The organism is Listeria rocourtiae FSL F6-920 (assembly GCF_000525975.1).
Taxonomy (GTDB): domain Bacteria; phylum Bacillota; class Bacilli; order Lactobacillales; family Listeriaceae; genus Listeria_A; species Listeria_A rocourtiae.
On the sequence record NZ_AODK01000033.1, the window covers coordinates 1 to 15,198 of the forward strand.

Consider the following 15,198-nt stretch of genomic DNA (forward strand, 5'->3'; position numbering starts at 1 on the left):
TATTTTGATAGCTAGTCGGTGCCTTTTGCTTACCTTCTTCTTGTAGCTTCTTATACTTCTCATGTTCTGCCCATGCCATTTCCATCGCTTCTTTGGCAGTCTGGACTTTTTTTTCGTTTCCAGTGCGCTGCGATAGTCATCATATAGTTTTTAGAAATTTTCCCGTCTAATCGCAGTAAAACATATTCAATTAGCACATTCATCACTGGGATTGGTAAGTTCTGTTGCGCTAAAACTTCATCGATAACTTTTAGATCTGTTTCTGCTGGAACCGCTCCTTCACTAATATCAACCATCAGCTGATACGGCGTCACATTCTCTAGATAGTACGCTAATGCTTCTATGTCTGATGCTCCTTCTTGCGGTGCCTGTGATGCAGTTTTTTTTTTCCGTCTTCGCCCTCAGTTCCGGCAAGCGATTGTTTTGTAACTGGTAACCATCTCGCACAATTTTTCGTAAATAATCCAAATCTAGCGAACCATCTGCTTGCACCGAGCGGTATAAATAATGCACCATGTCGAGTTCTTCCACAGCATAAATCGCGTGTAATTTCAGAATACACGCACGGACTTCTTCTGTAACTGCATTCCGCGATAACATGGTTGGCGATAAACTTTGCAACATCACCGCAAAATCAAATCCCTTATCGTCCAGTATCACACCTCGAGATGTCGCCCGCCCCATCGGTTCGCCATTTTCAATTGTACTAATTGGCAACTCACTCCCGCTAAACGTCTCAAATACGTCTTGAAACGAGCGCGTCACTTCATCAAAACCGTTCTCTGGCATTGACTCATCAGAAAAAAAACGGCGCAATCGCTGATACTGCGCATTGCCGATTTTACTATATAAATAAATATTTAGAAGCCCGTCGGAAAAAAATTGTTCTGGAGAAAGTGGTGCTGCCATTTCATATATGTAATGTCGGGATTCACCTGTCGTTCGTACAAAACTACGCAACAAACCAAGTCCTTCGAGCTTCAACCGCGCTTGGAAAAGACTAGATAAACTAATGCCAAGTAAATTTAATAGTTGCGTATGACTATGATTCTCCGACCAAAGACGATTTTCTTCTACCTCTGTGACAAGCGTGTCGTAGAGAGCCAAACATTCCGCACCCATTAATGGCTGATATAAAAAAGTCATAATCTTGCGGTCCTTTTCTGATAACACGCCATTCGCCTTCACTTCGTAGCTATCGACTGGCTGTAACTCCATCCAAAATTCTGCCACTCTACTTCACCTTTCTTACTCCTGTTTTGTCTTATTCATTAAATCTTTGAGCTCTTCTACAAAAACGCTAATATCTTTGAATTGGCGATATACGGAGGCAAAACGCACGTAAGCAACCTCGTCTAAGACAGCCAATTTATCCATTAATTTCTCACCAATCAAATGGGAGGATACTTCACTTTCGCCAATACTGCGAAGCTCACGCTCAACCGCATTTACCACATCTTCTAACTGTTCTACGGAAACTGGTCGCTTTTCACAAGCTCGAATGAGTCCGCGCAATATTTTCTCTCTAGCAAATTCTTCACGCACGCCATCTTTTTTGACGACAATTAGCGGACTTTCCTCGACTTTTTCGAACGTTGTGAAGCGAAAACCACACGATTCACATTCTCTGCGGCGCCGAATGGAATTTCCATCATCCGCAGGTCTTGAATCCACAACGCGCGAGCTATTACCTTTACAAGATGGACATTTCATTGTCATCCACTCCTATTTTATGTTATTACTTTTTCCTAGTATACCATGACTGACACCTATGCTTCTACTTTAAAAAGGTCTGGATTAATTCGTTTACTTGTTGTTTCGTTTCGTCTAACGTATGCGAATTATCAATCACGATATCCGCATAGCTAATTTTCTCCGTTAAAGGCATTTGACTCGCAATTCTGGCTTTGGCTTCACTTTTTGAAAAATCGTTTCGTTCCATCAACCGGTCCAATTGCGTTTTTTCATCCACATAAACTACGATGATTGTGTCTACCATTCCTTGCAGTTTACTTTCTATCAAAAGTGGGATGTCGAAAACGATTACTGCATGCCCACTAGCTATCAGCCGGTCACGCTCGCTCAACATCCATTGCCTTACAAGTGGGTGCACAACAGCATTCAGAGCCTCACGCTTTTCAGAATCATGAAAGATAATTCCTCCTAATTTCTGCCGATTGAGTTCCCCGTCCTCTTGAAAAACTTCTGCACCAAAAATAGCTCGGAGTTGGCGCGCTCCTTCTGTGTCTTTTTCAACAACTTTTCTTGCCGCAATATCTGCATCAACAATCGGAAAACCAGCCTCATGAAACATCTTACTAACTGTACTTTTCCCGCTCGCAATTCCACCTGTTAAACCGATAATATAAGCCATTTTGGCCACCTACTTCTGGCATTTCGGGCAAAAATGCGTACCCCTGCCGTTCAGTTTGATTTTTACAATCGGCGTACCGCACACAGGACATGGATTTCCTTTTTCTCCGTACACTTGAAGTTTATCTTGGTAACCGCCAATCTTTCCTTGCGAGTTCACATATGTGCGGATAGTGGAGCCACCAAGTGCAACCGCTTCTGCCATGATTGTTTTTGTACTTTCATAAAGCCTTGTAATTTCTGCTGACCTAAGCGTATTTGCTGGGCGTTCCGGAAGTACTTTTGCCTGGAAACAAATTTCGTCTGCATAAATGTTACCAATACCTGCAACAAGACTTTGATCTAGTAATACAGTTTTGACAGCGCGTCCTGATTTTTTTAGTTTAGTTGCAAAGGTACTTTTTTCGAACGATGGAGAAAGCGGTTCAGGGCCCAACTTTTGAATCGATTTTGTAAGCTCTTCTTGGCCTTTTAAGACAAGTTCCATCGTGCCAAATTTACGAACATCAAGATAGCGCAATTCGGTATCGTCCGTGAAATGAAACGTCACATGTGTATGTTTGTCTACTGGATCTGTCGCATTATGGAGACGATATTTCCCTTCCATTCGTAGATGTGATAAAAGCGTTCCATCTGTCGTATCGATAAGCAAAAATTTACCGCGACGGCGAACAGCTTCAATCTTTTGCCCAATCATATTTCCTACGAATTGCTGAGCAGGCATTCCAACAATCATTTTTGGAACACCGATAATCACTTGATCTATTTCTTTACCTATCACAAGTTCGGCGAGTGTTGCTCGAACATTTTCTACTTCTGGTAATTCTGGCATGATTTTAACCCCTTACTTATGTTATTTAGCATCGTACCATGTGTCGCCAAAAGAACTATCAACTTTGAGTGGCACGGAAAGTTCAACCGCATTTTCCATTACATCCGGAACGATTTCCTCGAGTTTCGCGATTTCGCTTTCAGGTGCTTCAAAAATAAGCTCATCGTGCACTTGGAGCAGAAGACGCGCTTCTAGTTTTTCTGAAATCAAACGGTCATTCATGAGGATCATCGCTTTTTTGATGATATCGGCGGCACTTCCTTGAATTGGTGTATTCATCGCTGTTCTCTCAGCAAACCCGCGAACATTGAAATTTCGACTTGTGATTTCTGGAATGTAACGACGGCGATGTAAAATGGTCTCCACATAGCCTTTTTCTTTTGCAGAGCGCACAATGTTCTCCATATATTCCTTTACTGCAGGATAACTCACGAAATAACGATCGATAAAATCGCGTGCTTCTTTTCGCGTAATACCCAGATTTTGAGATAGACCATAGTCACTAATGCCGTACACGATACCAAAATTGACAGCTTTGGCTTGGCGGCGCATCAGCGAATCCACTTCATCCTGCTCCACATGAAAAACGTCCATCGCTGTTTTTGTGTGGATATCATAGTCGTGATTGAACGCGTATTGCAAGTTCTCATCCTCCGAAATATGAGCTAAAACACGTAATTCAACTTGTGAGTAATCGGCTGAAAAAATCTTCCAACCTGGCTCTGATGGAACAAAAACTTGGCGGATTCTACGTCCTTCTTCAAGGCGAATTGGGATGTTTTGCAGGTTTGGATCAACAGAACTAAGACGCCCCGTTTGCGCCAATGTTTGATTGAAGCGCGTGTACACTTTTTGCGTATCTTGATGTGTCACTTTTAGCAAGCCTTCGATATAAGTTGATTGGAGTTTACCAAGTTGACGATACATTAAGATACTTTCAATGATTGGATGTGAACCTGCGAGTTTTTCAAGGACATCCGCGGATGTGGAATAGCCCGTTTTAGTCTTCTTCTCAGCCGGTAATCCTAGATTTTCAAATAAAACAACACCTAATTGTTTCGGTGAATTAATGTTAAACTCAGAACCTGCATATTCGTGAATCGTTTTCTCCAACTCACTTAGCCGACCTGCAAGCTCCACTTTCATATCTTCTAAACGTGCGGTATCAACTTTAACGCCATACATTTCCATTTTAGCAAGCACTTTAGAAAGAGGCAACTCAAGGTCTTCAAATAAGCCTAACTGCTCATTATTTTCGAGTTCTGTATGCATCTTTCTTTCTAATTCAGAAACTGCAACTACTTTTCGTGCTAAATGTTCTGCCACAATAGCTTCTTCTGGAATCACTCGTTTAGCCCCTTTTCCGTAAACAAGCTCATCGGTTTTCACCGCATCGAAATCGTGACTGACTGCCACACTCGCAAAATCGTCAATTGTATCAGATGGATTGAGCAGATAAGACGCTAGCATAATGTCAAATTCGATGCCATCAACTGCTATATCAAATTTGGAAAGCCCAACAATCGTTTTCTTTGCATCATATACGACTTTTTCTTTCTTCGGGTTTTCTAGCCACGATTTCAGCTCTGGTGACTTTGTTAATGCATCTGCATTGGCAAAGAATGTCCCAGCTTCCGAATGAAAAGTAATCCCAATAAAGGAAGCCGTATGGTAGTTATCGTTATCCAACTCGACATAAACTGCAGCTTTATCGCTTAAATGCGCAGTCGTAATCTCGTCTACCATTTCAAAAGTAATGGCTTCCATTTCTTTTTCCGGTTCACTAGACTCCCCTTGAATATTTTTCAAAAGCGTTGCAAAACCTAATTCTTTTAGCAACGGCACAACTTTTTCTGTATCATACCCGTTATATTTCAAATCAGAAACTTTGATTTCTAGTGGCGAATCCGTGTTAATTGTCGCCAATTCTTTACTCATAATTGCCGATTCCTTATTATCTATCACTTTTTCCTGTAGCTTCTTACCAGAAATTTGATTAGCGTTAGCTAATACTTCCTCTACTGTCCCAAATTGATGTAGTAGTTTCAGCGCAGTCTTTTCGCCAACGCCAGGAATTCCTGGAATATTATCGGAAGCATCGCCCATCAAGCCTTTCATATCAATAATTTGCTCAGGTGTGAGATTATATTTTTCTTTCAAACTAGTTGGCGTATTTTGCTCCATATCCGTGATGCCTTTTTTGGTAATGTACACCGTTGTTTTGTCGCTTACAAGTTGTGTTAAATCGCGATCTCCCGTTATAACAATGACCTCTAAACCATCTTTTTCGGCGTGCTTTGTTATTGTGCCAATGATATCATCCGCCTCATAGTTCGGTAGTTCATAGCGTGGAATCGAATAAGCATCCAATAGCTCCCGAATGAATGGAAACTGCTCAGATAATTCACTAGGCGTTTTTTGACGCCCACCCTTATACTCTTTAAACTGGCTATGTCTGAAGGTCGTTTTTCCCGCATCAAAAGCCACCAATACATGATTTGGCTGCTCCTTTTCCAACACATTCATTATCATCATTGCAAAGCCGTACACTGCATTCGTATAGACACCTTTGTCATTACTCAAAAGTGGCAATGCATAGAAAGCACGATTCGCAATACTATTTCCATCAATTAGTACGATTTTATTCACAGGGATTCCTCCTCAAAATTTAACGCTGATTATGTCTATTTTACCATAGAAACACTTATTACGCCTTTATTCGCACGTATAAAAAACCATGTTTCAAAACAGGGGTCAAGGGCTCACTCCTATTTCAAAACACGGTCTTGTTTTAAATTAAAAATTGCGAATCAATGCATCTGCAAACTCGGAACATTTTACTTCTGTCGCACCGTCCATTAAACGTGCAAAGTCGTAAGTAACCGTTTTGGCAGCGATTGTTTTTTCCATCGATTTAATAATCAAGTTCGCTGCCTCACTCCAGCCAATATGTTCAAGCAATAATGTTCCAGAAAGAATCACGGATGATGGATTCACTTTATCAAGGTCGGCATATTTTGGAGCAGTGCCATGTGTCGCCTCAAAAATCGCATGTCCTGTCAAATAGTTAATGTTTGCACCCGGAGCAATACCAATTCCGCCAACTTGAGCCGCAAGCGCATCAGAAATATAATCCCCATTCAAATTCATCGTCGCCACGACATCAAATTCTGCTGGACGTGTCAAAATTTGCTGTAAGAAAATATCTGCAATGGAGTCTTTAACTAAAATCTTGCCTGCTGCAAGCGCCGCATCTTGTTTTGCATTAGCCGCGTCGACACCTTCTGCTTCCACAATCCGGTCATATTCGGACCATGTGAAAACTTTATCGCCAAATTCACGCTCTGCAAGGTCATACCCCCATGTTTTGAAGGCTCCTTCTGTGAATTTCATGATATTTCCTTTATGCACAAGCGTCAATGATTTGCGTTTTTCTTTAATCGCGTACTCAATCGCCGCACGTACCAAGCGCTCTGTTCCTTCTTTAGAAACAGGTTTCACGCCGATTCCCGATGTTTCAGGGAACCTAATTTTATTTACACCGAATTCATCACGCAGGAAATCAATTAACTTCTTCGCTTCATTGCTTCCCTCTTTGAATTCAATGCCTGCATAAATATCTTCCGTATTCTCACGGAAAATGACCATATCAGTATCTTCAGGCCGCTTTACAGGAGAAGGAACCCCTGTGAAGTAACGAACTGGACGTAAGCACACATATAAATCCAACTCTTGACGTAGCGCTACATTTAGCGAGCGGATACCGCCACCAATCGGCGTTGTAAGAGGTCCTTTAATCGCAATTAAATACTCATCAATTGTATCTAACGTCGCTTGCGGTAACCATTCACCTGTTTGGTTAAACGCTTTTTCACCTGCTAAAACTTCACGCCAATCGATTTTCTTTTCACCATTATATGCTTTTTCAACAGCTGCATCGAGCACACGTTTAGAGGCGCGCCAAATATCTGGGCCTGTACCATCGCCTTCAATAAATGGAATCACTGGATTATTTGGCGTTTTTAAAACACCGTCTACTACTTGGATCTTTTCACCTTGTGTCAAATTAATTCCCCCTTGTAATTATTAGTCCCGTTCATTGACAGGAATATATGCTCTTGACTCTGGTCCTACGTAAATCGCACGCGGTCGAATCAAGCGGTTATCTCGGTATTGTTCAAAAATATGCGCCAACCATCCTGATACACGGCTCATCGCAAAAACAAGCGTAAATAAGTCATGATCGATGTTTAGTGCGTGATACACAGATGCAGAATAGAAATCGACATTCGGTTTCAAATGCTTAAATTCCCAAACTGCCTCTTCAACCTCAGCTGAAATATCGTAGTATTCTGGCTCGCCTTTTTTCTCAGTAAGCTTCCGAGCCATTTCTTTCAAATGATACGCACGTGGATCGCCACCTTGATAAACACGATGACCAAAGCCCATAATTTTCTCTTTGTTATCAATTTTAGTTTGAATGTATTCGCGCACATGGCCTTTTTCTTTCATTTCCTCAATCATGTCGATAACGCGTTCATTCGCACCACCATGAAGTGGTCCTTTGAGCGCCCCAATTGCTGCCGTAACGCCAGAGTAAACATCGGACAATGTCGCAACACAAACACGCGCAGTAAACGTGGAAGCATTAAATTCATGATCCGCATGTAACACTAGCGCCTTATTCATTGCATCCACTTCCAAATAACTAGGATCTTCGCCGGTTAGCATGTATAAAAAGTTTGCTGCCATACTCAAATCACTGCGTGGTGGAATTGGATCCAGACCACGACGAATCCGTGAAAATGCGGCAACAATCGTAGGCATCTTCGCTTGCAGACGAATTCCTTTTCGGTATACAGCTTCGCCATCATCCATCTCCGCTTCCATATCAAACACACCAAGCATTGAAACTGTTGTACGCAGAACACTCATCGGATGCAAGTTTTGGTGGTGTTGCAAACGCAAGCTCGTAATAATAGATTCAGAAACTGCCATATTCTCATGTATTTCGCCCTTAAACTTTGCCAGGTCTTCTTCATTCGGCAAACGTAAATGCCACAACAAATAAATAACCTCTTCAAATGTTGCATTACTTTCCATCAGATTATCAATGCCATATCCAACATAAGTTAACATGTCATCTATAATCGAGCTAATTGACGTTTCCGCCACATATACATTCTCCAAACCTTTTGAAACCGTCATTATTTTTCCCCCTAACAATATCAATCTTAGCGTTGTATGCTATGTAATTGTCTTGAATAATAATTTACTTGAATAAGGCGACACCTTGCATCAGGACATACGCAATCCCAGCCGCGATGACTGGCCCAGCTGCAATACCACGAAATAGCACCACCGCTAAAATCGTACCAAAAACAAGTGAAACCGTCACTTGTGGATCAACAGCCATATAACCGACACCTTTTTTCGCCAAAATGGATACGGCAATCCCTGCCAACAGGCCAATCCAGCCCGCTGCTGATTTAAAGGAATCTACTAAATCCTTAAAACCAATTTGTCCTGTTGCAATCGGAATTAGGATGGCAATTGTAATTATCGTCACACCCCAATTTATTCCTCGCGATTGAATCATTTCCATAACTCTTCCATCCACATGAAAAAGTTTCAATAGAATCACCACAGCAACCGCAATAATCAGTGAATTATTTTTTGCTAATAGCCCAAGTCCTAGAAATAAAAGTAAAAATAACATGCTTTCTGTAAACAAGAAGAACAAACCTTTCCTTCTGAGAAAATGTCAGATTAATTGTATTATAACACACCTGTACCCCTTGATGTAAAGCGATACTTATCGTATATCTGAAAATAGATAAGAAAAGTCAATCACCTTCTATCTCATATCAAAATAGGTAAAGTTGCCTTGATTCATACGCTGTTCTAGCCAGCGATTGATGCGTGGTTTCATCCACGATCGGATAAATGGCAGGAATAGAAGAAGACCGCATAGGGATGTGATAATACCTGGAATGACGAGTAGGATCCCTGCTAGGATGAAGCAAACTGTGTCGAGTAAATATGGAGAAATAATTTTTCCTTCACGCATATTTTGGGTAATGGCTCGCCATAAGCGTTTGATGATAAAAATGCCAAATGCTGTGGAGGCAATTTGGAAAAGTAGCAGCGGCCAAAAGCCAATCCACCGAAATAGGAGGATATAGGTCAGTAATTCGATTATGCCATATATAGCCCAGTAATAGATTATTTTTTTCATAATCTCGGTACCTCCTTTTACTATTTATTTTTATTATAGCGTAGTTTTGGTTAAATGAGAAAGGTGACATACCCTTCCAAAGATTAAAAAACCAGATTAGCACCCTCGTTTTGGATGTAATCTGGTTTTAAGTTTGTTGAGGCTCTTATGAAGCGTCTTCTGCTGAATTAGAGCCTCAATATGCATGAGAGCGAAGTGAGCATGTAATCCACCAGCGGCTCTTATGCACCTAGCAAGAAGTAACAAGAAACCGAGAAGAAGCAGGTAACAAGAAGAACCTCAATACACATGCGAACACAGTGAGCATGTAATCCATGTACTGCATCACGTGATGCACCTCCGGATCCAGCTTTGTTGTGGTTCTTGAAAAGCGAAGTGTGCTTTTTTAGAACCTCAATATGCAGTTGAATGCAATGAAACTGCCTTCCTTTACTCAGTCCCTCGAAAATTTCGTGCCCTCCATAAAAGTCAAAGGAGGACTTTTACTGCGTCCCCTAACAATTTTTTCGGGCCTAACGGGCGTGTTCAGCTTTTCAATTAATGTGTCGCTGTTTTCCCATTATAAACATTGCCTTGACGTGCGTCGACTGTTACTGTTTCGCCGTCTTTGACAAGATCTGTTGCATTTGTTGCACCGACAATCACTGGAATTCCTAGTGTAATTCCAACAACTGCCGCATGACTAGTTAGGCCGCCTTCTTCTACAACGACTGCTGCACTCTTCTCGAATGCTGGTAACATTTCTTTATCTGTTGTTTTAACGACAAGTATGCCACCTTCTACTGCCTTTTCTAGTGCTTCTTTATTAGATTTAGCAACGACTGCTTGACCAATAACAGAAGTAGAGCCAATTCCATGACCAGATACTGCTTTGTCACCAATTAATTGGATTTTCATTAGGTTGGTTGTACCGGATTCTGTAACTGGAACACCTGCAGTGATGATGATTAAATCGCCTTGTTTTGCAAGTCCTGATGCTAAGGATTCTTTTACTGCAAGATCGAACATGTCATCTGTGTTGGCAATTGGTGCTGCTAGGCGAGGATACACACCCCATACTAAAGATAATCCGCGACATACACGCTCGTTAAAAGTAACCGCTAAAATGTGTGATTTTGGACGGTATTTCGAAATCATGCGAGCTGTATGACCGCTTTGTGTTGTCGCAACAATTGTGTGTACACCTAGGTTACGCGCTGTGTGACCAACTGCTTGACCAATCGCTTCTGTCATATCTGAATTTTGGTGTGCTTTTAGAGCAAATTTATCTTGTGCAACTAACGCTTCTTCTGCACGTAGCGCAATTTTAGTCATCATTTGTACGGACTCTACTGGATAGTCCCCAGCTGCTGTTTCACCGGAAAGCATAATTGCATCTGTACCATCGAAAATGGCATTAGCTACGTCACTTGCTTCTGCGCGAGTTGGGCGTGGGTTACGTTGCATAGAGTCTAACATTTGCGTTGCTGTAATAACTGGTTTTGCAAGTTTATTACATTTTTTAATCAATTGTTTTTGAACAATCGGAACTTCTTCAGCAGGAATTTCGACGCCTAGATCACCACGAGCAACCATTAGGCCTTGAGACACTTGGAGGATTTCGTCAATATTGTCAACACCCTCTTGATTCTCGATTTTAGGAATGATTTGCACGTGTGTTGCGTTATGCTCTTCTAGAATTTTTGTGATTTCAAGAACGTCTGTTGCGCGACGGACAAATGATGCCGCGATAAAGTCAATGCCTTGCTCTAGACCAAAACGGATGTCATTTGCATCTTTTTCTGTGATACCAGGTAAGTTAATCGATACGTTTGGCACATTTACGCCTTTTTTTATTTTTAAGTACGCCTGGATTTTGAACTGTTGTTACGAGCTCACGGTTAGCAGCATCTTTTTCGATAACTTCCAGGCCGATTAGTCCATCATCTAAAAGAATTGTAGAACCGACTTCCACATCATCAAACAGTTCTGTATATGTTACAGAGAATTTTTCTTTCGTTCCAAGGACTTCTTCCATTGCAACGCGAACAGTGTCTCCTTTTGAAAATTCTAATTTACCATTTTCCATATCGTTTGTACGGATTTCAGGACCTTTTGTATCGAGTAAAATTGCTACTTCTGTTCCCGTAATCTTAACGGCTTCACGGATATTTTGGATACGTGCGCCATGCTCTTCATAATCACCATGTGAAAAATTAAGACGACATACGTTCATACCTGATTCGATTAATTGTACTAATGTTTCCACCGTTTCACTTGCAGGACCTATCGTACAAACAATTTTAGTTTTTTTCATCTTTTATACTCCTCCTAAGAATACCTATTCATTCATTCCTTATTATAAACGCATCGGCTTCATTTTACCAGTAACTTCACTAGTGCTCAAGTGCTTTGTGAATCTATGTGAATGTTGCCCAAAATTTTTAGTTCTTTTTAGGCACTATTTTATGTAACCTGTTTTCATACTTTTTCATTTTAATCCGCAGGAAAAGGCTTCTAAGCTATGGAAAAACTAGAAACCTCAACCGATAATATTAAATAGATAGGATTGTTGCCAAATCGAACATTTCTTTATCGATCACATGTTTTTCTTTCAAAACCTCTGTGATACTATTTTCGACGATTTTATTATTTTTGATACCAACAGCAAGTCCGCCACGATTCTCCATCAATAAGTCGACAGCACGCGCACCTAAACGGCTCGCTAATACACGGTCAAAAGCAGTTGGACTACCACCGCGTTGTACATGTCCTAAAACCGTTACGCGAGCATGGTAATCACCAAATTCAGCTAATTGATTCGCGAATTCGTTACCAGAAATAACACCCTCTGCAACAACGATAATACTATGTTTTTTACCACGAGCAAGTCCTTTATTCAGGCGCTCTACAACATCTTCCATCACAAAATCGTGCTCAGGAACGATAATAGCTTCAGCCCCTCCTGCTAGCCCAGACCAAAGTGCGATATCACCAGCATCACGACCCATTACCTCAATGATAAAAGTACGTTCATGACTTGTTGCTGTATCACGAATTTTATCCAATGCATCGAGCACTGTGTTCAATGCCGTATCAAAGCCGATTGTAAAATCAGTACCAGAAATATCATTATCGATTGTTCCTGGAATACCAACTGTTGGGAAACCACGTTTTGTTAAAGCTTCGGCTCCGTGATAAGAACCGTCTCCACCGATAACAACAAGGCCTTCAATACCGAATTTCTTCAATTGCTCGATACCTTTTAGTTGGCCTTCCTCTGTCGCGAATTCAGGATAACGGGCCGAGTAAAGGAACGTTCCTCCGCGATGTAGAAGGTCTCCAACAGAACCTAAATCCAACTTATGAATATCTCCATTCACAAGACCTAAAAAGCCATAATCTATTCCATAAACTTCCAGACCTTCATAAATACCTTTACGAACGACGGCACGAGCCGCAGCGTTCATTCCTGGTGCATCTCCACCACTTGTTAAAACTGCAATACGTTTCATCAAAATCCCACCTCAAACAATGAATATTATTTTTCATCACATGTTTACATTCTACATCACTTTTCTTAAAAATGAAAGCATGAATCTAGTTCTTTTTTCATATTTTGTGAAACCTTTCATTAATTCCACCCGCGCATGGTGTATACCAATTGCTTTCTATATAAGAATTGGTATAAGTTTATTACCCTTTGCTATAGTGGGCCAAACATAGTACAGTATGTAACAAAACACCATTTTTCAACCGACTAAAAAGCCATTAAAGTACGAACCAAATGTTGTTGGCTTGTACTTTAATGGCTTTTGGTACTTATAACTCTTCATAAACACCGATTTTCTTAAATTTCTCATACCGCTGATTTGCTAGTTGTTCACCGCCAAGAGCTGATAAGGAATTCAAGCTTTTGCGGATTACTGCCGAGATAAGTGCGGCTTGTTCTTCTACATTACGATGAGCTCCACCACGTATTTCTGGGATGATGCCGTCTGTAATACCTAGCTCAAATAAATCAGTAGCCGTTATTTTCATAGATTCTGCTGCTTGTTTAGCAAGCCCCGCATCTTTCCAGAGTATCGCTGCTGCACCCTCTGGCGAAATAACGGAGAATACTGCATTTTCTAGCATGTAAATTTGGTTTCCAACGCCAAGAGCTAAGGCCCCACCACTGCCACCTTCTCCAATAACAATCGAAATAATTGGAACGGTCATATCGCTCATTTCGTAAAGGTTACGGGCAATTGCTTCGCTTTGTCCTCGTTCTTCTGCTGCACGACCAGGATAGGCGCCTTTCGTATCAATGAAACAAATAATTGGGCGTCCAAATTTATTGGCTTGTTTCATTAATCTCAAAGCTTTACGGAAACCTTCTGGATGCGGCATTCCAAAATTACGATGTAGATTATCTTTCGTATCTTTTCCGCGTTGGTGTCCAATAACCGTTACTGGTGTGCCATTAAACGTTGCAACTCCAGCTACAATTGCCGCATCATCACCAAAGTAACGATCACCATGTAGCTCCATAAACTGGTCAAATATGAATGGAATATAGTCTAGCGTCGTTGGCCGTTCGGGATGGCGTGCCACTTGGAATTTATCCCATGCAGACATGTTGCCATAAATCGCATCTTCTAGTTTACCAAGACGAATCTCCAATTTCACGATTTCTTTTGTCAAATCAACATCGGATTTTTCATTATATTCTTTGAGATCGGCAATTTTTGTTTGTAGTTCTAAAATTGGTTTTTCAAATTCTAGTTCATTTGCCATTTGCCGAATCCTCCTTTTTCGTATGGATATCTAAGAGAAATCGTAATGTTTCACGCATATCAAGGCGCGAAATAACCTCATCAAGCTGACCATGCTTCAATAAAAACTCCGCTGTTTGGAAATCCTCTGGTAATTCTTCGCGAACTGTCTGTTCAATAACACGACGTCCGGCAAAACCAATCATCGCTCCCGGTTCTGCAAAATTGTAATCTCCAAGTGAGGCAAAGCTTGCAGAAACACCACCTGTCGTTGGGTGAGTCATGATCGAAATCGCAAGCCCCCCATGATTGCTAAAACGCTTAAAGGCAGCGGATGTTTTCGCCATTTGCATCAATGACACCATTCCTTCTTGCATTCTGGCACCACCTGACGCCGTAAAGATTACAAAAGGTACGCCTAACTCGTCTGCTTTTTCTACGCCTCGCAATATTTTTTCTCCGACAACCGAGCCCATACTGGCCATCCGGAATCTAGAATCCATCACCGCCACCACAAATGGCAATCCTGCAATCGTTGCCGTCCCCGTTAAAATGGCTTCGTTTAAGTCGGTTTTCTTCTTATCTTTTACAATTCTATCCATATAGTCTTCAAACCCTAGCGGATTTGCAGTTGTTAAATTACCGTCTAGCTCCACAAATGAGTCTTCATCAACCAGATACGAAATTCGCTCCTGTGCTCCTAGGGAATGATGGTACCCACAATAATTACAAACCTTCAAGTTCTTCTGTAATTCTTTAGAGTACATAATTTTCTTACATGAAGGACATTTCGTCATAATCCCTTCTGGCACATCAGGCTTTGAGCCGTCTGAAGGAATCGTCGCATATTTTCTTTTCTTTGGTTTTGTAAATAAATCTCCTAACAAAGGATGACCCCCTTTTTGAAACAATCTCTTTTCTAGTTTAGCGTTTAATTTTCGTCCACTTTCCATAGTAGCATTTTTCAGCGCATTTGTCTTATCTAATATTCAGTCTTACTACTATACCATAATTTTTTT

Annotated in this window: 11 protein-coding genes and 2 pseudogenes; all 13 read right to left on the minus strand. The window is 41.1% G+C overall.

The features are described 5' to 3' along the window. Positions 1 to 1,233 (minus strand): annotated as a pseudogene (locus tag PROCOU_RS11005) (replication initiation and membrane attachment family protein); the annotation flags it as partial. 15 nt (positions 1,234 to 1,248) lie between these two features. Next, positions 1,249 to 1,713 carry a transcriptional regulator NrdR gene (nrdR, locus tag PROCOU_RS11010; RefSeq protein ID WP_036072409.1) on the minus strand — a complete coding sequence of 155 codons (465 nt, stop codon included), beginning with the start codon at positions 1,711 to 1,713 and terminating at the stop codon, positions 1,249 to 1,251. Positions 1,714 to 1,777: 64 nt separating this feature from the next. Next, positions 1,778 to 2,374 (minus strand): dephospho-CoA kinase, encoded by a 597-nt coding sequence (gene coaE / locus PROCOU_RS11015; RefSeq protein WP_036072411.1) that lies wholly within the window; start codon positions 2,372 to 2,374, stop codon positions 1,778 to 1,780. A 9-nt stretch (positions 2,375 to 2,383) separates the two neighbouring features. Further along, positions 2,384 to 3,205: a DNA-formamidopyrimidine glycosylase gene (gene mutM, locus PROCOU_RS11020; protein WP_036072413.1), complete on the minus strand. Its 822-nt coding sequence runs from the start codon at positions 3,203 to 3,205 to the stop codon at positions 2,384 to 2,386. 21 nt (positions 3,206 to 3,226) lie between these two features. Next, on the minus strand, positions 3,227 to 5,854 hold the full coding sequence (gene polA, locus PROCOU_RS11025) for a DNA polymerase I (protein WP_036072415.1): 2,628 nt from the start codon (positions 5,852 to 5,854) through the stop codon (positions 3,227 to 3,229). 147 nt (positions 5,855 to 6,001) lie between these two features. Then, on the minus strand, positions 6,002 to 7,270 hold the full coding sequence (icd, locus tag PROCOU_RS11030) for an NADP-dependent isocitrate dehydrogenase (protein WP_036072417.1): 1,269 nt from the start codon (positions 7,268 to 7,270) through the stop codon (positions 6,002 to 6,004). A gap of 21 nt (positions 7,271 to 7,291) precedes the next feature. Continuing rightward, positions 7,292 to 8,413 (minus strand): citrate synthase, encoded by a 1,122-nt coding sequence (gene citZ / locus PROCOU_RS11035; protein WP_036072419.1) that lies wholly within the window; start codon positions 8,411 to 8,413, stop codon positions 7,292 to 7,294. Between the two features lie 64 nt (positions 8,414 to 8,477). Next, entirely contained in the window at positions 8,478 to 8,939 is a 462-nt protein-coding gene (locus tag PROCOU_RS11040; protein ID WP_036072553.1) for a DUF441 domain-containing protein, read from the minus strand. A 123-nt stretch (positions 8,940 to 9,062) separates the two neighbouring features. Continuing rightward, positions 9,063 to 9,443, minus strand: a complete 381-nt coding sequence (locus PROCOU_RS11045) for an FxsA family protein (RefSeq protein ID WP_036072421.1) — start codon at positions 9,441 to 9,443, stop codon at positions 9,063 to 9,065. 537 nt (positions 9,444 to 9,980) lie between these two features. Then, positions 9,981 to 11,739: pseudogene (gene pyk / locus PROCOU_RS11050) on the minus strand (pyruvate kinase). A 238-nt stretch (positions 11,740 to 11,977) separates the two neighbouring features. After that, positions 11,978 to 12,937, minus strand: coding sequence for a 6-phosphofructokinase (gene pfkA, locus PROCOU_RS11055; protein WP_036072423.1), 960 nt, complete (start codon positions 12,935 to 12,937; stop codon positions 11,978 to 11,980). A gap of 307 nt (positions 12,938 to 13,244) precedes the next feature. Beyond that, positions 13,245 to 14,201 carry an acetyl-CoA carboxylase carboxyltransferase subunit alpha gene (locus PROCOU_RS11060; RefSeq protein WP_036072425.1) on the minus strand — a complete coding sequence of 319 codons (957 nt, stop codon included), beginning with the start codon at positions 14,199 to 14,201 and terminating at the stop codon, positions 13,245 to 13,247. Next, positions 14,191 to 15,132, minus strand: a complete 942-nt coding sequence (gene accD / locus PROCOU_RS11065; protein ID WP_459076629.1) for an acetyl-CoA carboxylase, carboxyltransferase subunit beta — start codon at positions 15,130 to 15,132, stop codon at positions 14,191 to 14,193. Before accD ends, PROCOU_RS11060 begins: the two co-directional genes overlap by 11 nt. Between the last annotated feature and the right edge of the window lie 66 nt (positions 15,133 to 15,198).

Coding starts and splice junctions, on each gene's coding strand:
- nrdR (WP_036072409.1), bottom strand. CDS start 1,713: ATGAAATGTCCATCTTGTAAAGGTAATAGCTCGCGCGTTGTGGATTCA.
- coaE (WP_036072411.1), bottom strand. CDS start 2,374: ATGGCTTATATTATCGGTTTAACAGGTGGAATTGCGAGCGGGAAAAGT.
- mutM (WP_036072413.1), bottom strand. CDS start 3,205: ATGCCAGAATTACCAGAAGTAGAAAATGTTCGAGCAACACTCGCCGAA.
- citZ (WP_036072419.1), bottom strand. CDS start 8,413: ATGACGGTTTCAAAAGGTTTGGAGAATGTATATGTGGCGGAAACGTCA.
- PROCOU_RS11045 (WP_036072421.1), bottom strand. CDS start 9,443: ATGAAAAAAATAATCTATTACTGGGCTATATATGGCATAATCGAATTA.
- pfkA (WP_036072423.1), bottom strand. CDS start 12,937: ATGAAACGTATTGCAGTTTTAACAAGTGGTGGAGATGCACCAGGAATG.
- PROCOU_RS11060 (WP_036072425.1), bottom strand. CDS start 14,201: ATGGCAAATGAACTAGAATTTGAAAAACCAATTTTAGAACTACAAACA.
- accD (WP_459076629.1), bottom strand. CDS start 15,132: ATGGAAAGTGGACGAAAATTAAACGCTAAACTAGAAAAGAGATTGTTT.